The organism is Streptococcus sp. 20925_1_44 (genome assembly GCF_041432435.1).
Classification (GTDB): domain Bacteria; phylum Bacillota; class Bacilli; order Lactobacillales; family Streptococcaceae; genus Streptococcus; species Streptococcus infantis.
The window spans coordinates 225,320-246,389 of record NZ_JAPVZQ010000001.1 but is presented as its reverse complement, the minus strand read 5'-3'; the positions used below and the strand labels follow the sequence as shown (position 1 = coordinate 246,389).

Here is a 21,070-nt window from a genome sequence, read left to right as displayed (position 1 = left end):
ATTTCATAGAAAATAGGCATTTTCGAAAGTAAAATTTTAGGAAATTACACATTTACTTAAAATTGAAAAAAATATATAAATAAAAAAATCTCTATTTGCTTCAACAAAAAAACTTAGAGGTAAAATTTTATCCCTAAGTTTTTTGTAAACAAGTAATCTTATTCAAATAACTGATAGTAATCTGAAATCTTCATCTTGGCTTTTTCATCCTTGTTTAAATCTTGGATGATTCGTCCTTCCTTCATAACAATGAGACGATTTCCATACTTGAGAGCATCTTCCATATGGTGGGTAATCATCAATGCTGTTAGATGGTCCTTGCTGACAAAGTCATCTGTCAATTCCATCAAGGCCACACTTGTTTTAGGGTCAAGGGCTGCCGTATGTTCATCCAACAAAAGGAGTTCAGGACGTTTCAAGGTTGCCATCAAGAGGCTCAAGGCCTGTCTTTGTCCACCTGACAAGAATTCAATCGGTGTATCCAAGTGTTTTTCTAAGCCATTTCCAACCTTCTCAATGGTTTCTTGAAATTCTTCCTTGTAAGCTGAGAGTCTTCTCGGAAAAAGTCCACGTTTTTCCCCACGAAACTTAGCAATCAAGAGATTTTCTGCAACCGTCATACGAGGAGCAGTTCCCATCTTAGGATCCTGAAAGACACGAGAAAGGTACTTGGCACGTTTTTCAGGACTAAAATGAGTCACATCCTCACCCATGATGCGGATACTACCACTAGTCAATGGTAGCGTTCCAGCTATACTATTAAAGAGAGTCGACTTTCCTGCTCCATTTCCACCTAAGATTGTGATGAAGTCGTGTTCATAAATATCAATAGAAACATCGTTTAGGATAATTTTTTCCTCGTCAAAGCCATTTTTAACAATTTTAGTGGCATTTCTTAATTCAACAATCGCTGTCATTTGCTTAACTTGACTCCTTTCAAGTATTTATCCTTAAGGGTTGGAATGACTAGACAAGTTGCTAGGATAAGAGCACTGTATAGACGGAGGTAGCTAGTATTAAAGCCAAGAGCAATGACTCCCCATACCAAGAATTGGTAGCTAATAGAACCAACAACAATAGTAACCAGACGTTCTGCTAATGTAAGACTCTTAAAGAGTACTTCTCCGATAATTAAGCTTGCAAGACCAACTACGATAACCCCGATACCACGAGAAACATCTGCATATCCTTCTTGTTGAGCGATAAGAGCACCAGCAAGTGCGATCACACCATTTGACAAGACCAAGCCCATCAACTCCATACGTCCAGTATTGATACCAAAACTACGAGCCATATCTGGATTATCTCCTGTTGCGATATAAGCTTGTCCCAATTTAGTATCTAGGAAGAAAAGCATAAGAAGGATAACCAAAGTCACAAAAATCAAACCTGTAAATAATTGATTAACCTCAGATGAGAAAGGAAGAACGTCCTGGATTTGTTTGGTTCCTAAGAGCCCAAGGTTTGCCCGTCCCATAATCATGAGCATGATAGAATGGCAAGAAGTCATCACTAAAATACCAGACAAGAGTGTTGGAATCTTACCTTTCGTGTAAAGAAGACCAGTCGCTAAACCTGCAAGACAGCCTGCTCCAACAGCTACTAAGGTAGCAAGAAAAGGATTGACACCTTGTGTAATTAGAGTTACTGCTACCGCTCCTCCAAGCGGGAAGGAACCCTCGGTTGTCATATCTGGAAAGTTGAGGATTCGAAAGGTCATAAAGATTCCCAAACCTAGAATAGCCCAGACAAATCCTTGTGAAATAATCGATACTATCATGTTACATTCATTTCCTTCTTTTAAAAATTGGAGGAGATGTCTCCAACTCCTCCTTCATTCTTATTCGATTACTTGACCAGCTTCTTTAAGAACTGATTCAGGTATAGTGATTCCAAGTTCTTGAGCCACTTTTTTATTGATAACTGATTTACCAGTTGAGAAGACATTAACTGGAGTATCAGCTGGTTTTTCACCCTTCAAGACTTTGGCAATCATCTTACCGGTAGCAACACCAAGATCGTGTTGGTCCACAACGACTGATGCCAAACCACCTGCTTCTACCATGGCAGTCGCACTTGGGTAGATTGGTTTTTTAGCTGTTTGGTTGCTTGATACTACAGTTGAGAACGCAGATGCGATTGTGTTGTCAATTGGAACCCAGATTGCATCTACTTTACCAGTCATAACGTTTACTGTAGAAGCAATTTCGTTAGTTGAAGGAACTGCAAAAGTCTCTACTTTCAAACCAGCTTTTTCAGCGTAAGCTTTGAATTCTTCGACTTGTGATTTTGAGTTATCTTCACTACTTGAGTAGAGAGCTCCGATTGTTTTAACGTCAGGTGTCAAAGCTTTAATTAATTCAACTTGTTGCTCAGCAGGGTTGTGGTCAGAAACTCCAGTGATGTTCCCACCTGGTTTTTCCAAGTTTTGTACAAGGTTAGCTCCAACTGGGTCTGTAATAGCTGCCATGATAACAGGAAGGTCTTTTGTTGCACTTGCTAGACCCTGAGCTGCAGGTGTCGCAATTCCGACAACAACATCATTTCCATTTGACACCAATTGTTTACTCATTGTTGCAACCTTACTTTGGTCACCTTCTGAGTTCATAAAGTCGATTTTAACTTGGTCGCCTTTATAGCCTTCTTCAGCAAGTCCATCTTGGATACCTTGGTAGATCAAGTCAAGCGATGGGTGACTGACGAACTGTAGAACACCAACCTTAGCTGTTTTGCTAGCTGTCTCGGTTTTAGTATCTTGTTTCGTTAAGTTAGAGTAGACCAAGCTTCCTCCAACTACAAGTGCTAGTGCTACAATAATACCAATTAAACGTTTATTCATATCTATTTCTCCTTATTTCACTTAAACTTCGTAATGTTCATGTCACTTTCAATATAACTTTACCAAGCGTCGCCATCGTTTGATTTCCATCATTTTTTCCTCCCCATAGAAAAAGTCCTCACACAAAAAACTTGTGTGAGGACGTCGATGCGCGGTGCCACCTCAATTATAGGGAATCCCCTATCTCTCAATCTCGCTTCACGAGTTGCACTGTAAGGTGTGCGCACCGAATTCTTATGATTTCAAATTCTTAATAACATCCAGCCCAATTTCATCATCTTCTTCTGTCTGTTTCCACCAACCACAGACTCGCTAAAAAAATTCGATGATTACTTTCTGAATGCTTAAATTATATCATTTTACTAAAACTTGTCAAGGATTTTCATGAATTATTTTAAAAAATTATGAAAATTCCTACGGTTTTTGGAAAATATTGCTTTTATTAACCTGAATTACGTAATCCTGTAGCAATTCCGTTAATAGTCGTATGAATCAATCTTTCTTCATCTGAAGAAAGCTCACCACGACGTTGACGCTTAATCAACTCTAACTGAATATAGTTAAGAACATTGAAATAAGGCATGCGGTAATTTAGACTGTCTTTCAAGTAAGTATTTTCTGCCAAAAGTTCATCATAGCCTTCGATAGCCAGGATAACATTCTTAGTCAATTGCCATTCATCCAAAATAGTATAGTAGATTGCTTGTACTTCTTCACTTTCACAAAGTTTAGCATATTCAAAAGCAATATTCATATTTGATTTTGATAGAACCATATCAACGTTAGATAGGAGTGACTGGAAGAAAGGCCAGTTCTGATACATGTCACGAAGGTATTCAATATTTTTTGGATCTTGATCAATAAATTCCTTGAAGCTTGAACCAACACCATACCAACCTGGGAACATGACACGACTTTGTGACCATGAGAATACCCAAGGAATGGCACGTAGACCACCAATTTCAGTGATTGTTTTACGTGCTGCTGGACGAGAACCAATATTAAAGCTTGAAATATTCTTGATTGGACTAGATTCAAAGAAATAATCGTAGAAATGATCATTTCCAAATACTAGTTCACGGTAGATATCATAGCTACGACTGACCACTTGGTCCATGATCGCCTCATAGCGATTTGATGTATTAGTATCACTCTTCTTCTGTGTAATCATACGGTTGATAGCCGCTGATACCAACATTTCCAAGTTATAGTAAGCTGCATCCTTGTTTCCGTATTTATTTCCGATAACTTCACCTTGTTCAGTTAATCGAATACGGTCTTTAATTGACTTGAGCGGTTGAGAAGCAATGGCGTCATAAGTAGGGCCACCACCACGACCAACAGTACCACCACGACCGTGGAAGAAGGTTACTTTGACTCCAAATTCATCACCGATAGCAGTTAATTGTTGTTGAGCTTTGTATAGAGTCCAACAAGATGATAGATAACCACCATCCTTGTTACTATCAGAGTAACCTAGCATAATTTCTTGATAATTATCTTTTGAAGCAATCCACTTCTTAGCAAGCGGTAAAGAGAAATACTTTCTCATAGTCTCTTCGGAATGATCCAAATCCTCAATTGTTTCAAAGAGAGGCACGATTTGAACACGTGCTTTTTCAGCATCCACAAGACCGACTTCTTTCAGCATAATCGCCAATTCTAACATATCAGATACGCTGGTTGCATGAGAAATAATCGTTTGACGAATGACGTCTTCTCCCAAACGATCTTTTAATTCACGTGCAGTTTTGAAAATGGCTAATTCTTTTTCAAGAAGTTCAGATTTTTCAGCATGAGTAGCTGACAAGATTCGAGGGTCTTCTAATAGTTCATGTAAAAGCAACTCGCACTTCTCATCTTCTGAAAGATCGCTATAATGGTCATTAATTCCAGCAGATGCTAACAATTCAGCAACACAGGCTTCATGAACACTTGAGTCTTGGCGCATATCGATAGATGCCAAGAAGAAGCCAAAGACTTCAACAGCTTCCAAAAGCTCGGCAAACTCTCCAGTAAGCAAGGCTTCTGCCTTATTTTCAAGCAATGAATCTTTAATGATAGCTAAGTCTTGTTTAAATTCTTCAATTGTTTCGTAGTAAGGAGGACGATCTTCAGCCAATTCTTGAATAGCTCCTGAGAGACGATTACTAATATAGTCAGTAACCACTCCTTGTTGATGCCCTTGAGTTCCAAAGAGTCGTTCAATATGATGGCGTTCATCTGCCGATGAGCCGACAAGAGCCCACTCTTTCAAATTTAAGAGAGTTTGAATCAATTTAGATTGAATAAAGTGAAAAGCACGACGATAAGGTTCTTTCTCACGAAAGACAGATGTATCACTAGATTGAGCAGCCATTTCTTCAACAGCCTTGCTTGTCTTGGATAGATTAGTAGAAAGAGAGAATGTGCGATAGAGACTAGAAATCTTGCTGATATAGTAGTTGAAGATCACTTCACTTTGAATGGTAGCAGAACGCATGAGTGTCTCAGCAGTTACAAATGGATTGCCATCACGGTCTCCACCAATCCACATTCCCATGGTGATAGGTTTTGCTTGTTTTAGGTCAATTCCTTGCTCTTTAGCAAGACGCTTATACTCTAACATTAGATTTGGTACAGCTTGTAGGAAAGAACTATTGTAATATTCCATCACGTTTGTGATTTCATTCGTTACTTTTAGTTTCTTCTCACGAATCATATCCGTCTGCATGATAATTTCAATGTAGCGACGAAGATCATTGTGCCATTTTTCTTTGTTAATAAGTCCCATTCTCACGTCACGGTATTTACGCAAGAGAGTATGGATATGATTAGTCAAGTCCAGCATACTCTTACGTTGAACCTGAGTTGGATGGGCTGTTAATACAGGCACCACGTTCAGATGTTCAAGAATTTCAGCCGCATTTTCTTTTTCAGCAACCATTTCAATGGTTGTTGACAATTTACCAAGATAATCTTGATCAATATTGTTTAGATGGTTAATCTCATAAGCTAAGTCTACGTCTTCGGAGATGTTAATCAAAAGTGGTAAAATAGAGAAATATCTAGAGATGTAGACCATTTCATCATTTGAAAGGTTTCTCACTACCTTATCTAGTCCTTGATAGTCTAGATTTGATGATAGTTTCTTCAACTGCATAATCTTGTCAAAAGTCTCAGCAGGAAGCATATTTTTCGTGATATCTTCAAGTAAATCTGTCAAGATTTGAACTTCTTCTTGGACTACAGTTTTGTTTCTGTTATTTTCTAGTTTTTGAAGAGACATATTTTTCTCCTTGTCACATTTTCTTAGAGCTGTGCTTCATATTCGCTGTAGAGTTTTGCACGTTTTTCACTAGCATCGATATTTAACACAAAGGCGATAGCTACTGATAGAACCAGGAGACTATTCCCCCCTTGTGAAAGGAATGGGAAGGTTACACCTGTTGAAGGAATCAATCCTGAAATCCCTCCGATATTAACGAATACCTGAATTAAAATCATTCCACCAATACCGATTGCTACCATAGAGTTGAACGGATCTTTTGCTCGTACCCCCACTAAAATAATACGAAGAATTAGGAAGAATAATAGAGCTAAGATAAGACTGGCACCAACAAATCCAAACTCTTCAATTACAATAGAGAAAACAAAGTCCGTGTGTGCCTCAGGTAGATAGCCTCGTTTTTCGATAGAGTTTCCTAATCCTAGCCCAAACCATCCTCCATTTACCATAGCATAGTATGAATTTGCCAACTGGTGTCCTGCACCAGCGACATCATCAAATGGATTAAAGAAAGCACTGAATCGTTTAGCTACGTATCCAAATACTGGAATCTTAGAAAACTTATCAACACCAACAAGCTTAATGGTTGTTAGAGAAACAAAGGACAAACTGGTCAATACTCCAAGAATAGTTGCAAACCATCGGTGAGCTATCCCACTAATTGAGTACATCAACAATGCTACTAAGAAGAGAATGGTAGCATTTCCTAGGTCTGGGAAAATAGCCAAACTTCCAATCATGACTAGAAGTACAAATCGCCAGTCATTAAACGATCTAGGAAGCCATTGATTTTGAGTCAATACTTGGAAATCATAAACGGCAATTTCTTCTTGTTGTTTTGAAAAACGTTGAGCCAAGTACCAAATGATGATAATTTTCAAGTATTCCGCAGGCTGAACAGTAATAGGTCCTACTTTGATCCAACCGTAAGCACCATTGATGGGAATCCCAATCAAACGAGCTAAAGCTAGTAACACTAACTCAGCAAACATAACGATAAATAACAAACGTTCGTTTCGAAGAAAACCAAGTTTCAGCTTATAGATTACTGCAATAAGCAACAAACTAACGATCCAAAACAAGCCCTGATTTCGAACCAATTGAAAAGCGCTCTTACCCTCCTGAATCAAGGATGCACTCGTTGTTGAATATACCACTATCAATCCCAGAACGGATAAGAGAATATAGGGCACTAAAATAGAGTAATTCAACAGGTGCCTTTTACTAATTTTCATATTTCACCATCTACTAAATTTTTAATTTTCTATTAATTCTAGTTTTACATGCTATTATACCACTTTTTAGACTAGAAAAAAACTCTTATCCGTTAAAGCCTAGAATTTAAGCTTTTAGAATTCACTAACATTTATTTATATTTTTAACTTTTAGCTAAGAAAACTTCAAAAAACTCTACCTTTCAAGAGTAGAAAGATAGAGTTTTCATCTTTAGTTTGAAGATGTTGTTGTCGTTTCAGCTGCAGTTGTTGTCGTTTCAGTTGCTGCTGATGTAGTTGTTGTTTGAGTTGTTGTATCACTTTGAATGTACTGAGTAAAGATATTTTGGAAGGCTTGGTCTTTAACCTTGATATTTGCTGCCTGCAACTCTTTACTAATTACACCTTGAACAAAAGTAGCATCATTTTGTTTTTGAGTCAGGATAACTGTCTTCAATTTTTCTTTATAATCTTCCCAGTTAGAAGATTTTTCTGTTTTCTTGGTCAATTTCACAATATAGAAACTGTTTGAATAAGCTTGTGTACCTGGAGCTGTGATCACATCAGAGATTCCATCAACATTAAGGGCAAAGGCTGCTTTTTTAACAACGTCTGGCAATTCTGTTGATGCAGAGTCAAAAGTGATTTCTCCACCATTTGCTTTTGTCTTTTCGTCAGTTGAATTATCCTTAGCCAATTGTGCAAAGTCAGCTCCAGATTCTTGTGCTTTCGCAAGTACTTCCTTAGCCTTATCTTCACTGTCAAGTTTAATAACTTGAGCAGTTACTTCTGGTGTGTACTCATCGTAAGCTTTTTTGTAGTTCTCATCTGTCAATTCAGCTTCTGCAGCTTTCTTAACAGCATATTCAACTAGTTTACTTGTACGAATTTGAGCTTTACGGCTTTCTGCTGTCATACCAGCACGAGAAAGAACGATTTGATAGCTATCACCATATCTTTTTTGCTCTTCTGCTACTGCATCTTCTACTTCTTTGTCACTTACTTCAGATCCATATTGTTTTTCAAAAACTTTTTGGATTGTCATATTAAGCAAGATTTGTTGAGCAGTTGAGTTGTTTTTCACTTCTTCATAAAATTGGTGCTCAGTGATGACATCACCCTTCATACTGATGAGGTCAGCTCCTTGAGAGCTATTTGAACAAGCAGCCAAAGTAGCTACTGATAACAAAGTGATGGCACCAGCCAATAATTTTTTCTTCATGTTTACTCCTTTTTATACACTAGATAAATGTTTACCTTATCTATTTTACTAAATTGTCTTAAAAATATCTGAAATTAATCAACATCAGGCAGTTCTATTTCTGCTTGATTCTTTCTTAGCATCAAAATTCCATCTCCAAGAGGAACCAGACTAGCTGTTAATCCCGGATTGTTTAGAGTTGCGTCAAATAGTCTTTGCAAACCACGATAAATGGTTCGTTGCCCGCGTCGGACTTCCATAATATCCTTAGCAATGTCTCCACCTTGGAAAATATCATCCAAGACAACTACTCCACCAACCTCAAGGTGTTTGAGGATTTCTGGCAAAAAAACGATGTATTTAGATTTTGCAGAATCCATAAAAACAAAATCATAGGTCTCTGTCAATGTTGACAAAACGTCTACCGCATCGCCTTCCAAAAGAGTGATTTGTTGGCGATCATCAAACTTGGCGAAATTTTCCTTGGCAAAACCAATCATTTCAGGATTCCGATCAATGGTTGTTATTTTTGCATTTGGAGCATGATTTGCCATTAAAAGAGCTGAAAATCCAATTGCCGTTCCAATTTCTAAAATATTTTTTGGTTGAATTGTTTCTATTAGGAAACGGAAATAAGCGACTGTTTCATGAGGAATGATAGGAATATTCTCCTTGCGAGCAAAGTTTTCTAGTTCTTTTAAAGAACCAGTCACCTGCTCTTGTCTGTGGCGCATAAATTCCACAATCTCATCCTTAACAACAGGCCGTCGCATGTTATGGTTAGCATTTTTACTGTATGACTCAACCATTTTATGCTAATCCTAATTTCTCAACAAGGGCTTCGAACTCATCCAAACGACGTTCAAAGACTGCAAAGGCATCATTAAGATAGTCTTCTTTTTCCATATCAACACCAGCTTTTCGCATGATATTTAGAGGATAGTCTGACTTCCCAGCCTTGAGGTAATCAATATAACGGTCACGATCATCTTGACTACCGTGAACAATCTTTTCAGCCAAGGCCGAAGCTGCTGCAAAGCCTGTTGAATATTGATATACATAGTAATTATAGTAAAAATGAGGGATACGAGCCCACTCGTACTGAATTTGAGGATTGTCTTCCTTGCTCAAACCATAATATTCTTGGTTCAAGTCAGCATAGAGATTGTTTAAGAACTCGCTTGTCAAGACTTCACCATTTTGATCAGCTTGGTGAATAGCATGTTCAAATTCAGCAAATTGAGTTTGGCGGAACACTGTTCCACGGAAACCATCCAAGAAGTTATTGAGAATAGCGAAGCGTGTTGCGTCATCTTGAACTTCTTGTAATAATTTTTCAGTTAAGATATTTTCATTGGTTGTTGAAGCAATTTCTGCCAAGAAGATTGAATAATCTCCGTATACATAAGGTTGGGTTTCACGCGTGTAGCTTGAATGCATACTATGACCTGTCTCATGTACAAGAGTAAAGAGATTGTCTAAGTTATCTTGCCAGTTAAGGAGCATGAAGGCGTTAGTATCGTAGGAACCACCAGAGTATGCACCTGAACGCTTGCCTTGATTTTCATACACATCAATCCAACGTTCGCTAAAGGCGCGTTTAACACGACTCAAGTAATCCTCACCAAGAACAGCCAAAGCTTCCTCTGCCTTCTTCAAGGCTTCCTCATAAGTAAAGCTGTATTCTACTGAAGACAGTGGTGTATAGACATCGTACATTTTAAGGTCTGGAATACCCAAGATTTTTGAACGAAGTGCAAGATAACGATGCAATAATGGCAAATGCTTACGAACAGCAGATACTAAGTTGTCATAGACACTTTCTGGAACAAAGTTGGCCGCAAGGGCTGCTTCACGCGCACTCTTGTAGTTCCGAACTTTTGCACGGTAGTTTTGTACTTTTACATTTGTCTGCAAAGTTTTAGCGTAAGTGTGTTGATATTGCTCATAGGTAGAGTATAGTGCTTCATATGCACCACGACGAACGTCACGGTTCTTAGATTCTACTAAGCGCATATAGACACCGTGCGACAACTGTACCTCGTTACCATCTTCATCTTTAACAAATGGAAAGACGATATCTGCATTATCTAAGATAGCAAAGGTTTCACTAGCAGCCCCGAAGATTTCACCAGCACCTGCAAGCAACTCTTCTTCACGTTGTGAAAGGACATGTTCCTTATTTTGCAAAAGTTTATCAAAGAAGTGTTTATAAGGCTGAAGTTTTGGTTCTTCTGCTAAAAAGTTTTGATACTGCTCTTCAGTAATTGCCATAAATTCTGGCTCATAGAAAGAGAATACCTGATCTAGTTGACTGTATAGAGTCATTGCCTTTGCATAGTATTCTTGATATTTAGCAACTCGTGTATCCTGGTCGTTTTTCATATGAGCGTAGACATAGAGTTTTTCAAGACGACGACTCAAATCCAAATAACGCTCTGTAATATTAAGAAGGCTTTCTGCGCTATCCAAAAGATGCCCTTCAAGACTAGCTGCTTCTTTTGTGTCCTCTGTTAATAAGGCTAATTCTTCTTCCCATTTTTGGTCTGTTTCAAAGATCGTTGATAGATCCCATGTATCTTTTTCATTGATTTCATTTCGTTGTAATACCATAAATTTCCTCCATCCTTTCTATTTTACCATATTTTTCGAGAAATACTGCTGATAAAAGGCAGGTGGATAGAGCTTTTGTTGCTGATTTTGTGGATTCAGTTCATAATAAGCCTGAAAGTTGCGGTAATAATCATATAGATTTTGACTTATCTGACAAAAATGACCATGTTCTATCGGCCTTACTTGGGGATACCAGTCCTGTTTTTTTAGATTTAAAAGATTTTCTCCTCTTAAGTAAGCTTGGGCTTGTTGTTTCATCCAATAGGGGTTTTGATAATAGAGTTGTTTTTGAATGTAATGACAAATATTCTTGTCCTGTTCGACTGAAAAAACAGTTAGCTCTTGCTGCTGGTAAGGACTACGTAAAATTTCTAGGAGATTTCCTTTGCCATAAGAAAATTCCTTGAGCTGATAATGGAGTTTCCCTTTTAAATCTTGGTGAAGGAGGTACTTGAGCCTCAAAACTTGTCTTTTATGGTCTAACTCCCAAAGATAGAATCCCATATTATGACTAAAATAAAGAAAATCTCTTTGAAGTTTAGTTAGTCGCTCTTTTAGCCAGAGCTTTTCTCCCAATAGCCAAAGAACTTGAATTCCCAAACTTCGATAACCATTGCTTCTCTCCCGTAAAAGTTCGCAAGAAATAGGACTACACTGAACTTCCAGCGCTAATTGCTTATTGATAAAGATATCTGCGATTTGCTTAAGTTCAGGAATCGGATATTCCATTTCTACTTCAGCATCTTTCTTAGCCCAATTAAAAAGTGCCACCTTATTATCTAAATGTTCTGGACCTTCATTCTCATGATAAAAATCACAACTTTTTAAACTTTCATGCGCAAAATGAGTTCTTACATTTTTTCCTATTTTCAAGCGAACACTCGTTCCGCAAGCTGGACAATAATAAGCTTGTTTCTTTACTTCATTCTCTAACGCGTTGATTAAATGACCTTTTTTATCTCTAGCTAAAAACATAAACTCTCCTTTTCTAATTCATTCGAAAAGAAAAAGCAGAAAAAGGCTGACCAACTCAACCTTTTTCACATTTAATTCTAAGCTATTTCAGATGTTTTCGAATATATTTCCGTAACATGGGAATAAGATTCTGTATTTGATCCTGCTTTATCACCATTACACCATATTCCTGACAACGATGACTATAAACAGGATTGATTTTTCCAGAGCAAACAATCATTTTCAAACAATTATCACCCGCAAAATGATTGGCATATACTTCAAGTTCGTTAATAGCTTCAACTGCTAGATCCGTCATTTTACAAGAAATGAAAACTACAGAGTGACCTTTACGAAGAATAACATCAATCTCATTTTGAACATTGTCAGCCTCAGGAAAAATCCCATTCCAGTCAATTTCAGTACCAATCATACATTCATCAAAATACTCCGACTCGAGAGCTAGTAAATAGATATACAATTCTAAAATATGCCCTTTAGTTCGACATAACAGATGTGCTTCTGGTGTTGGGAATGTATAAGTGGCAGTATCCGTTGTTTCCTCTTCTACTTTCAATAAATTAGCTTTTGTGAACAAAGGAATCAAGCTACTGGGGTATGAATAAATTTTTCCATTACTCTTCAAAACTTTTGCTGTTTCAGCGTGAAAATCATTTGTTTTTGCCAGAGCAAAGAATTGGGTAATCTGATACCATTTTTCAGGATTTTCGATAGCATATTTGGCCAATTTTTTAATAGCTAGCACTTGCTTATTAGAATGCTGAGGCCTTCTTGATTTAAGGACTTTTCCACCACGTAAAGCTATCAATTGTTCAATGGATAAACTAGGAATCTCTAACTGTTTATCATAAATCTTATCCCTTTCCCAGGCATACTGCTTTCCTTGTTCAACATCCAGAGCAATAATGGGAATACCTTTCTCCAAACCATACTGATATAGAACTATCGCTAATAGATTATCTCCACCAAAAACATCGATGGTCACTGTCTCAAAATCATTGGTAAACACGTCTAATTCCTGGCAGATTTTTTCTAGGTGAAATTGTCGAAAATGTACTTGTTTTAAGTGTGGAACTTGTTCCATTAGAAAATGCTTCAAGGATAGCTTTTCTTCCTCAGCAATTTTTCTTGTAGAAAGGTATAAAATCTCATCACAATCACTGACAAAAGCTTGGTAGACATTTTTCTCAATGGTTTGACGGTCGTATAGTTCAATTAAAAGACTAGTCATCTTAAGACCTCCTAGACAAAAAAGTCTGAAAGAATAGTGGTCGATCAGAATCGTTTTAAAATTATCACAATTCTGTTTAATTTCATCGACTTCTCCTACTTCTAGTATAGCATAAATTGAGATTTTCCTTTCTTATTAAGGTAACAAATAAGGAATAGAAAACGACTGCTCTCTATCCCTTTTATTCATTTATTTTACTTTTTTAGCCAACATGGTCGCAAAACGTAGTTGGATACGATTGCCATTCTCATCACGACGGTGCAAATGACCTGGATTTTCATTGTACTTGATCAATTCCCAGTCCTGGTAGTAATTTGCCAACTCACCCTCTTTGAACGTAAATGGGAAGTTGACTGAGCAAGGATAATCCTCTGTATTCATAGCACACACAATCAAATTGTAACCTCCAATTGAGGTTTGTTCTTGCATGTTTTGAATAATAGCTGGAATGCGATCTGCTTGTAAAAACATAAGAACAACCGTTGATACGATAAAATCGTAAGTTTGTCCAATGCTAGCTGAATTGATATCGTAGAGACCTACAGGCATTTCTAAGTCTTCTTGCTCCACAATGCTTTGCAAGATTTCAAGAGATAGCTCATTTTGATCTACAGCTGTGACATCAAAGCCATGTTGAACTAGAAAGAGTGCATTTCTTCCTTGACCACATCCTAGGTCTAGTGCCTTACATGGTTTTACTGTATCCATAGCTTCTAAAACTTCCGAATGAACTGGGTTGCTATTGTATTTCTTAGGGAAGTAATCCTCCAGTTTACAGTAGAATTCCAAGTACCATTCCACATCATCTGTGGTTGCTTCTACTCTGTGCCAGGCTTGAGGTTGCGCCATAGGATTATCAGCACCGGCTTCAAAAAAGTGCTCGGCTATAACTTCCCCGTCTTCAGTCAACTCAATAAACTTAAGAGTCCCTTTTAATACGGTAATCTTGCCCCAGGTTCCGACCTTAGTATTGTGTTTTCTTTGAACAGCCTCTGGCATGGTGTCTTTATTCCAGACAGGCATGCGTTTGTAGGCAACTAGTTTTTCCATATTCTTCACTCTTTCTATCGGTGGTTAACAGCTTTCATCACACGCGCAATATCACGATCTTGCTCGCGACGTTTGATAGACTCACGTTTGTCATAGTCGTGTTTCCCTTTTGCAAGTCCTAAAAGAAGCTTGGCGTAACCATCTTTGATGTAAACTTTAAGAGGAACCAAGGTCATCCCTGTCCCTTTGGTTTCTTGCTCTAATTTCTGGATTTGTTTTTTATGAAGGAGAAGTTTACGACGGCGTTCTGGCTCCTGGTTCCAGATATTACCCTCTTCATAAGGAGCGATATGGACATTACTCAGCCAAACTTCCCCATTCTTAACCTGGGCAAACCCATCTTTCAGATTGATGCGGGCTGCTCGAACACTCTTGATTTCAGTTCCTGTCAGGACCATTCCTGCTTCTAGCGTATCTACGATTGTATAGTCGTGGTGCGCCTTTTTATTTTGCGCGACGACCTTTCCCTCGCCCTTTGCCATGCTTGGCTCCTTTCTTTGCTACTTCCTTATAAAAAGGTTTCTTGCTTTTTTTCTTTTTGTCTTTTGGAGAATGCTTGCGCTTATCACCTAAGCGACCAGATTTTCTCTTGTCTTCTTTCTTATCTGAACGACGCCCTCTATCCTTACGACCAGAGCCTTTCAAACCTTTTTCAATCACATCAAATTCACTTGGAATAAAGGAGAAATCGATCTCACCAGTCATCTTATCGGCTCTTTCGACACGAATACGAATCTGTTGTCCTACACGGAAGGTTGTTCCTGATTTCTCCCCACGGAGGGTTAAATCGCGTTCATTAAAATGGTAAAATTCAGGTAGATTGGTAATGTGAATCAAGCCTTCAACTGTATTTGGTAATTCAACAAAAAGACCAAATTTAACGATACTTGAAACAACTGCATCATACTCTTCACCAACATACTCTTCCATGTACTCAGCTTTTTTCATAGCTTCGACTTCACGCTCTGCCTCGATAGCACGGCGCTCACGGTTGGAAGACTGGGTAGCAATCTCTGGAATGACTTGTTCAAAATGATCTGCTACATCCTTAGAACGTCCATAGTCACGAATCATCCGGTGAACAAGAAGGTCAGGATAACGACGAATTGGGCTGGTAAAGTGAGTGTAGTAGTTTGCAGCTAATCCATAGTGACCGTGATTATGCTCAGAATAACGTGCCTGCTGCATCGAACGCAGAAGCATCATGGACAATACATCCGCATATGGCTCTCCTTCAACAGCACGCATGATATCTTGGAGGGCTTCCTGACTTATCTCACTGGCAGTCCCATAGATTCGTAATCCAAAACTTGAAGCGTAATCAATAAATTTCTGAACTTTTTCAGCTTTAGGTTCCTCGTGGATACGATAGATAAAAGGTAGGTCCAGCTTGCTGAAGTGCTCGGCAACTGTTTCGTTAGCAATCAACATAAAGGACTCAATCATACGTTCAGCAACACCACGATGACGAAGGACAATATCAACTGGCTTGCCTTTTTTATCGACTAAAATCTTAGCTTCATTGGTATTAAAATTTAAAGCACCACGCTTGATTCGCATACTTTCCAAAGTCTCATGGAGTTTGGCCATAAGTTCGATACTAGGAACAATTTTCTTATAGTCTTGTCTCTTCTCCTCGTCACCAGCTAAAATGTCGTTCACATCACTATAAGTCATACGAAAACTTGTCTTGATAACAGTCTGAGTAATCGTATAATTACGAACACGACCATTTTTATCAATCTCCATAATAGCAGATTGAGTCAAGCGGTCCACTTGAGGGTTAAGAGAACAGATTCCGTTTGAGAGGCGTTCTGGAAGCATTGGAACTACACGGTCTGTCACATAGACAGAGGTCGCACGATTGAGGGCTTCCTTGTCAAGAGCAGAACCCTCGGTCACATAGTAGGAGACATCGGCAATGTGAACACCTAGTTCGATATTTCCATTTTTCAATGGTTTGATGTGAACAGCGTCGTCCAAGTCCTTGGCATCAGCCCCATCAATGGTAAAGGTAATTTCATCTCTTAAGTCTAGACGACCTTCCAGATCTTTCTCTGATGGAGCGTCTGGCACATTTTCTGCCTCTTTGAGAACAGTCTCTGGAAACTCAGATACAATGTCCATTGATTCCAAGACCTCAAGAACATCAATCCCTGCATCTGTAGAATGTCCAACCACATCTAGCACACTAGCGACAAAAAAATCGTGTTTCTTACTTGGGTACTTATCGATAAAGACCTTGAGAACTTCTGTACCGTCTAATTGAATAGCTGGCTTCTTAACGTAGATTGGTTGACTAATCTTTTGATTTTTTGAACGGATGTAACCTGCATACTTGGGTTTTTCCTCATCAAGAATGATTTGACCAACAACCGTCGTCAAACTGTGTTCTAAAATATCGATAATCTTTGCTTCAGCTGCAGTTCCTCTTTGGCGATCCGCAACCTTCTTGATTACAATTTCAACAGTATCGCCATCAATGGCATAGTTCACATCATTTTTTCCTACAAAAAGATCGTCTTCCTCACCTTCGAGACTAACAAAGCCGAAGCCATTTTTATGGGCATGAAAAGTTCCTTTAAGAGTAATCTCGTGTTTCTTCTTTTGGTCCAAGGTGAGACTACCATCTTCTTCAAAGCGAATTTGGTGCTTTCTCTCCATCAGGGACAAGGTTTTAATGAGCTCTCGAAAGTCCTTGGAACCATCCTTTCCAAGAGCTTGGGCCAAGTCATTTACAGTGACTCGTCCCTTTTCTTTTAAATATTCTTTTATTCTATCTTTCATGTTTTCTTTCTAGATTGTTAAATTTTTTTGGTGTAAAACCTTATTTCTTTCAAAAATAAAAATAGGCAAAGACCTAGTCTCGCCCATTATTTTCTTATCTACTTGATAATACCGTCAATGCTAAGGCAATGGCTAGCCAGAAAAAGACTAAGATTCCTGTCAAACGTTGCATTACGGCTTCAAAACCACGCGCTTTGCTACGTTCAAACAAATCACCTGAGCTGGCATCAAATACATTGCTAGATTGATTTTTAGTTGGTTGCATAAAAATTGCAATCACAATCACAACAGATAATACTAATAAAATGGTTAATAATAGGTTATACATATCAAACTCCTTAAAATCCCTATTATTCTACCATAATTTCTACTTAGATTCAAGATGTAGAGTCACTTTTCTTTCTTTGGGACAATACTTTAAGACTTCAATTTTATCTGGATGTGTTTTGGAGTTCTTACTGGTTAGATAATTCATGCTGCCACAAGAGGAGCATTTTAGATTAATTTTTACACGCACTAGATTTTTTGTATTTGATACTATTTCAATCTAAGATAATTTGAACAAACAATACCAAAATTCTCCTTCCTAACAATGTTAATTTATAGACACATTTCATCAAGCAACTGAACTACTTGAGCTATCAACTGTTCCTGATTTCCATTATTATCTAGACTGTGACTAGACAGACTAATTTTTCTTTCTAAAGGCCATTGAGAGTTTAAACGGGATTCAGCTGCTTCTTTTGAAATTTGGTCCCGTTTCATTAATCGCTCCAATTGAACATCACGATTTACATAGACTAGCCAAGTTTCGTCAAACCATGAAGCATAGTCTTGCTCAAAAAGTAGGGGGATATCCATGAAAAAGAGAGCTTCTGTCTGAGCTAACTGATTTCGTAATGCATCTAACTCCTCACGAATAATCTCACCTTGGGTTCTCTTAGACCATTCTTGCTCTTCAGGATTTGAAAAAATGAGGCTAGCAAGCAAGGGGCGATTCAGTTCACCATTTTCAATAAGGATTTTCTCCCCAAAATGCTCCACTAAAACCTGATAGAGTCGTCCATCTGGTTTTTGTAGTTGGTGAACGACTACATCCGCATCTACAACTTGAAACCCTTTTTGTCTTAAAAATTCTGTAACAGTGGACTTACCTGACGCAATACCACCGGTGATTCCGATTATTTTTCCCATCACTTTCTCCTTTGACATTTTGGACAAAAGTGAGTTCCACGACCACCTAGTTGAATTTTTTCGATGATGGTTTCACAACGCGAACAAGCTTGACCTGCCTTGTCGTATACTTGATGGAATTCCTGCATGGTGCCATCTTCTCCAAATGCATTGGTATAAGTGCGAATTGTTGAACCACCCTTTTCAACCGCCTGACCTAAAACATTGATCGTTTCATCATGGACTTTTCTAGCCTCTTGTGCTGTTAAACTATTAGAGGTTCTAGAAGGATGGACTTTCGCTCTCCAAAGAACTTCATCAACATAGATATTTCCCAACCCTGCAACCAAAGTCTGGTCGAGAAGATGCGATTTGATTGGTTTTTTAGATTTTTTCAAGGCAAGTTTAAAACTCCCTAAATCAAAATCCTTCTCAGTCGGTTCCGGACCAAGTTTTTTTGAAATAAAGTAAGAATCCAAGAGTTCGGGTGCTAACAGTTCCAAGGTACCAAATTTACGGACATCCTCATAGACTAAAGTTCCGCCATCCTCAAAATGAATCAACACATGAGCATGTTTGCGTTCTGGAACTCGGTCTGGGTAATAAAAATACTTGCCTTCCATTCTCAAGTGAGAGATTAAAACTTTGTCGGATAAATAGAAAAGTAGATACTTGCCACGACGTCCCATTGTTTGAATGACTTGACCAGGCATTTCCTTCTGAAATTGCTCTAAATCTGTCTTAATCATCTTAGGATAGTGAATCCCAATATTTGAAATTTTCTTCCCTAGGATCAATTTTTCCAGACCACGTCGGACAGTCTCAACTTCTGGTAATTCAGGCATAGCTCCTCCTTCTTTAAAAACAAGAAGCAGGCTCCTGCCCACCTCTTCTTAATATTCTTTTTCGTTGTAACCAAAATCGGCAAGATCTAATTTCTTATCGCGCCAATTTTTCTTAACCTTAACCCATGTTTCTAGGAAGACCTTGTCTCCTAGCATGAGTTCGATATCTTTACGAGCCATGGTTCCAATTTTCTTGAGCATAGCACCGCCTTTACCGATGATAATCCCTTTTTGGCTGTCACGCTCGACCATAATGGTTGCTCGAATATGAACCTTGTCAGTCTCTTCATCTCGTTTCATAGAATCAACCACTACTGCAACTGAGTGTGGAATTTCCTCACGCGTTAAGTGTAACACTTTTTCACGAATCATCTCTGATACTAGGAAACGTTCTGGGTGATCGGTGATTTGATCTGACGGGAAATATTGGAAACCTTCTTCTAAGTTATCGCTCAAAATATCAATCAAACGCGAAACATTATTTCCTTGTAGAGCTGAAATCGGTACAATTTCCTTAAAGTCCATCTGATTACGGAAATCATCGATTTGAGCCAAAAGTTGGTCTGGGTGCACCTTGTCAATCTTGTTTACCACGAGAATGACTGGTACTTTAGCAGCCTTGAGACGCTCGATGATCATATCGTCACCCTTGCCTCGTGGCTCGTCGGCTGGGACCATAAAGAGAACCGTATCGACTTCTCGAAGGGTACTGTAAGCAGACTCCACCATGAAGTCTCCAAGGGCTGTCTTTGGTTTGTGAATCCCTGGGGTATCGATAAAGACGATTTGTTCCTTATCCGTGGTGTAGATTCCCATAATCTTGTTGCGCGTCGTCTGCGCCTTATCACTCATGATGGCAATTTTTTGCCCCATGACATGATTCAAAAAAGTTGACTTCCCAACGTTGGGACGTCCTAAAATAGCTACGAAGCCTGATTTAAATGTCATAGTTACCTCTATAATGTTTAAAATAGCAAATCCCAAATCCTAGGGATGAAAATGATAAGTCCAGTCACTGCAGCAAATAAAGACACAACAAGAACTGCACCTGCAGCCATGTCCTTAGCCTTCTTTGCAAGCATATCGAAGTGATAATGGCTAGCCAAATCCACTACATTCTCAATAGCAGAATTTAAAATCTCAAAAGCAATTACTAAAAAAATGCTTAATAGGAGAAAGAGCCATTCAATTCTGGAAACTTGAAAAACAATGCCTGCAAGTAGAACCAAGAGAGAAGTCACTGCATGCTTTCTCATATTACGCTCTTCTTTTATGGCAGTAAAAATACCTGTCAGGGCAAAATCTAAACTTGAGAGCAAGTCACGATTTTTCCATTTTCGTTTATTGTCTTGTGAGTCCATAGGCTGTTAAAATTTCTTCTTGTAAACCGAACATCTCCGCTTCTTCTTCCGGAGTGTAGTGATCATAACCGTTTATGTGTAAAAAACCGTGCACAGCTAAAAAGCCCATTTCACGTTCGAAACTATGACCGTACTCTTCAGCTTGCTCATGCGCTTTATCAATTGAAATGAATAACTCGCCAATATAAGAATCAAATTCTGACATCATTTCTGCTAGGTCAGGATCTTCTGCCAAATCCTCTTCGTCAAAGGTAATCTCTAATTCAGGTTTGTATTCAAGGCTAATAACATCTGTTGGACGGTCAGTAGCACGAAACTCTAAATTGAGTTCATGACTGCGTTCATTGGTCACAAAAGTGACTGCCATCTCCTTGTCTTCTTTTCCTAACTTTTTGGCAGCAAACTCTAAAATTTCTTGAGTTTGTTGTAGAATTTCTTTAGAAACCTGACCAGTTTCATCTACCATTTCAATATACATGTGTTTCTCGATTCTCTTTACTTGGCTTTATTATA

The 21,070-nt window shown here is 38.4% G+C and carries 20 protein-coding genes; all 20 read right to left on the bottom strand.

The genetic code is table 11. From position 1 onward, the window contains the following. Nucleotides 1-158: 158 nt before the first annotated feature. Entirely contained in the window at nucleotides 159-917 is a 759-nt protein-coding gene (locus O3643_RS01135) for an ABC transporter ATP-binding protein (RefSeq protein WP_371499243.1), read from the bottom strand. Beyond that, complete coding sequence (locus O3643_RS01130; protein ID WP_036752806.1) at nucleotides 914-1,780, bottom strand: ABC transporter permease; 867 nt, start codon at nucleotides 1,778-1,780, stop codon at nucleotides 914-916. The genes O3643_RS01135 and O3643_RS01130 overlap by 4 nt, the downstream gene beginning before the upstream one ends. A gap of 60 nt (nucleotides 1,781-1,840) precedes the next feature. Beyond that, nucleotides 1,841-2,839: a tryptophan ABC transporter substrate-binding protein gene (gene trpX, locus O3643_RS01125; protein ID WP_371499240.1), complete on the bottom strand. Its 999-nt coding sequence runs from the start codon at nucleotides 2,837-2,839 to the stop codon at nucleotides 1,841-1,843. A 442-nt stretch (nucleotides 2,840-3,281) separates the two neighbouring features. Next, the gene (gene ppc, locus O3643_RS01120) at nucleotides 3,282-6,107 is read right to left on the bottom strand and encodes a phosphoenolpyruvate carboxylase (protein ID WP_371499239.1); all 2,826 of its coding nucleotides are present in this window, start codon (nucleotides 6,105-6,107) and stop codon (nucleotides 3,282-3,284) included. 23 nt (nucleotides 6,108-6,130) lie between these two features. Then, the gene (ftsW, locus tag O3643_RS01115) at nucleotides 6,131-7,342 is read right to left on the bottom strand and encodes a cell division peptidoglycan polymerase FtsW (protein WP_371499237.1); all 1,212 of its coding nucleotides are present in this window, start codon (nucleotides 7,340-7,342) and stop codon (nucleotides 6,131-6,133) included. 211 nt (nucleotides 7,343-7,553) lie between these two features. Next, a complete protein-coding gene (prsA, locus tag O3643_RS01110) occupies nucleotides 7,554-8,543 on the bottom strand; it encodes a peptidylprolyl isomerase PrsA (RefSeq protein WP_371499235.1) in 990 nt (329 codons plus the stop codon). Nucleotides 8,544-8,617: 74 nt separating this feature from the next. Then, nucleotides 8,618-9,331 carry an O-methyltransferase gene (locus O3643_RS01105; protein ID WP_371499233.1) on the bottom strand — a complete coding sequence of 238 codons (714 nt, stop codon included), beginning with the start codon at nucleotides 9,329-9,331 and terminating at the stop codon, nucleotides 8,618-8,620. A gap of 1 nt (nucleotide 9,332) precedes the next feature. Next, a complete protein-coding gene (gene pepF / locus O3643_RS01100; RefSeq protein ID WP_371499231.1) occupies nucleotides 9,333-11,135 on the bottom strand; it encodes an oligoendopeptidase F in 1,803 nt (600 codons plus the stop codon). Nucleotides 11,136-11,153: 18 nt separating this feature from the next. After that, nucleotides 11,154-12,110 carry a competence protein CoiA gene (locus O3643_RS01095; protein WP_371499229.1) on the bottom strand — a complete coding sequence of 319 codons (957 nt, stop codon included), beginning with the start codon at nucleotides 12,108-12,110 and terminating at the stop codon, nucleotides 11,154-11,156. Nucleotides 12,111-12,192: 82 nt separating this feature from the next. Beyond that, a complete protein-coding gene (locus tag O3643_RS01090) occupies nucleotides 12,193-13,341 on the bottom strand; it encodes a hypothetical protein (protein WP_371499227.1) in 1,149 nt (382 codons plus the stop codon). Nucleotides 13,342-13,530: 189 nt separating this feature from the next. Beyond that, entirely contained in the window at nucleotides 13,531-14,391 is an 861-nt protein-coding gene (gene tehB / locus O3643_RS01085; protein WP_371499225.1) for an SAM-dependent methyltransferase TehB, read from the bottom strand. 14 nt (nucleotides 14,392-14,405) lie between these two features. Continuing rightward, nucleotides 14,406-14,873 carry an SsrA-binding protein SmpB gene (gene smpB, locus O3643_RS01080; RefSeq protein WP_001051741.1) on the bottom strand — a complete coding sequence of 156 codons (468 nt, stop codon included), beginning with the start codon at nucleotides 14,871-14,873 and terminating at the stop codon, nucleotides 14,406-14,408. Next, nucleotides 14,836-17,178 (bottom strand): ribonuclease R, encoded by a 2,343-nt coding sequence (gene rnr / locus O3643_RS01075; RefSeq protein ID WP_371499223.1) that lies wholly within the window; start codon nucleotides 17,176-17,178, stop codon nucleotides 14,836-14,838. The genes smpB and rnr overlap by 38 nt, the downstream gene beginning before the upstream one ends. 94 nt (nucleotides 17,179-17,272) lie before the next feature. Next, nucleotides 17,273-17,506, bottom strand: coding sequence for a preprotein translocase subunit SecG (gene secG / locus O3643_RS01070; RefSeq protein WP_000282517.1), 234 nt, complete (start codon nucleotides 17,504-17,506; stop codon nucleotides 17,273-17,275). A gap of 39 nt (nucleotides 17,507-17,545) precedes the next feature. Next, complete coding sequence (rpmG, locus tag O3643_RS01065) at nucleotides 17,546-17,695, bottom strand: 50S ribosomal protein L33 (protein WP_007519517.1); 150 nt, start codon at nucleotides 17,693-17,695, stop codon at nucleotides 17,546-17,548. 83 nt (nucleotides 17,696-17,778) lie between these two features. Beyond that, nucleotides 17,779-18,372 carry a dephospho-CoA kinase gene (gene coaE, locus O3643_RS01060; RefSeq protein WP_371499220.1) on the bottom strand — a complete coding sequence of 198 codons (594 nt, stop codon included), beginning with the start codon at nucleotides 18,370-18,372 and terminating at the stop codon, nucleotides 17,779-17,781. Next, a complete protein-coding gene (gene mutM, locus O3643_RS01055; RefSeq protein ID WP_371499218.1) occupies nucleotides 18,372-19,196 on the bottom strand; it encodes a DNA-formamidopyrimidine glycosylase in 825 nt (274 codons plus the stop codon). Before mutM ends, coaE begins: the two co-directional genes overlap by 1 nt. Before the next feature lie 48 nt (nucleotides 19,197-19,244). Beyond that, nucleotides 19,245-20,144, bottom strand: coding sequence for a GTPase Era (gene era / locus O3643_RS01050; protein ID WP_371499216.1), 900 nt, complete (start codon nucleotides 20,142-20,144; stop codon nucleotides 19,245-19,247). Between the two features lie 17 nt (nucleotides 20,145-20,161). Next, complete coding sequence (locus tag O3643_RS01045; protein WP_004252647.1) at nucleotides 20,162-20,557, bottom strand: diacylglycerol kinase family protein; 396 nt, start codon at nucleotides 20,555-20,557, stop codon at nucleotides 20,162-20,164. Beyond that, complete coding sequence (gene ybeY / locus O3643_RS01040) at nucleotides 20,538-21,035, bottom strand: rRNA maturation RNase YbeY (protein WP_247912231.1); 498 nt, start codon at nucleotides 21,033-21,035, stop codon at nucleotides 20,538-20,540. The genes O3643_RS01045 and ybeY overlap by 20 nt, the downstream gene beginning before the upstream one ends. Nucleotides 21,036-21,070: the final 35 nt, after the last annotated feature.

What these genes read in the sequence shown, in the direction of transcription:
- ppc (WP_371499239.1), bottom strand. Translation starts at nt 6,107, where the DNA reads ATGTCTCTTCAAAAACTAGAAAATAACAGAAACAAAACTGTAGTCCAA.
- tehB (WP_371499225.1), bottom strand. Translation starts at nt 14,391, where the DNA reads ATGGAAAAACTAGTTGCCTACAAACGCATGCCTGTCTGGAATAAAGAC.
- O3643_RS01090 (WP_371499227.1), bottom strand. Translation starts at nt 13,341, where the DNA reads ATGACTAGTCTTTTAATTGAACTATACGACCGTCAAACCATTGAGAAA.
- O3643_RS01045 (WP_004252647.1), bottom strand. Translation starts at nt 20,557, where the DNA reads ATGGACTCACAAGACAATAAACGAAAATGGAAAAATCGTGACTTGCTC.
- era (WP_371499216.1), bottom strand. Translation starts at nt 20,144, where the DNA reads ATGACATTTAAATCAGGCTTCGTAGCTATTTTAGGACGTCCCAACGTT.
- trpX (WP_371499240.1), bottom strand. Translation starts at nt 2,839, where the DNA reads ATGAATAAACGTTTAATTGGTATTATTGTAGCACTAGCACTTGTAGTT.
- coaE (WP_371499220.1), bottom strand. Translation starts at nt 18,372, where the DNA reads ATGGGAAAAATAATCGGAATCACCGGTGGTATTGCGTCAGGTAAGTCC.
- O3643_RS01095 (WP_371499229.1), bottom strand. Translation starts at nt 12,110, where the DNA reads ATGTTTTTAGCTAGAGATAAAAAAGGTCATTTAATCAACGCGTTAGAG.
- rnr (WP_371499223.1), bottom strand. Translation starts at nt 17,178, where the DNA reads ATGAAAGATAGAATAAAAGAATATTTAAAAGAAAAGGGACGAGTCACT.
- O3643_RS01135 (WP_371499243.1), bottom strand. Translation starts at nt 917, where the DNA reads ATGACAGCGATTGTTGAATTAAGAAATGCCACTAAAATTGTTAAAAAT.
- mutM (WP_371499218.1), bottom strand. Translation starts at nt 19,196, where the DNA reads ATGCCTGAATTACCAGAAGTTGAGACTGTCCGACGTGGTCTGGAAAAA.
- pepF (WP_371499231.1), bottom strand. Translation starts at nt 11,135, where the DNA reads ATGGTATTACAACGAAATGAAATCAATGAAAAAGATACATGGGATCTA.
- ftsW (WP_371499237.1), bottom strand. Translation starts at nt 7,342, where the DNA reads ATGAAAATTAGTAAAAGGCACCTGTTGAATTACTCTATTTTAGTGCCC.
- smpB (WP_001051741.1), bottom strand. Translation starts at nt 14,873, where the DNA reads ATGGCAAAGGGCGAGGGAAAGGTCGTCGCGCAAAATAAAAAGGCGCAC.
- secG (WP_000282517.1), bottom strand. Translation starts at nt 17,506, where the DNA reads ATGTATAACCTATTATTAACCATTTTATTAGTATTATCTGTTGTGATT.
- O3643_RS01105 (WP_371499233.1), bottom strand. Translation starts at nt 9,331, where the DNA reads ATGGTTGAGTCATACAGTAAAAATGCTAACCATAACATGCGACGGCCT.
- prsA (WP_371499235.1), bottom strand. Translation starts at nt 8,543, where the DNA reads ATGAAGAAAAAATTATTGGCTGGTGCCATCACTTTGTTATCAGTAGCT.
- ybeY (WP_247912231.1), bottom strand. Translation starts at nt 21,035, where the DNA reads ATGTATATTGAAATGGTAGATGAAACTGGTCAGGTTTCTAAAGAAATT.
- O3643_RS01130 (WP_036752806.1), bottom strand. Translation starts at nt 1,780, where the DNA reads ATGATAGTATCGATTATTTCACAAGGATTTGTCTGGGCTATTCTAGGT.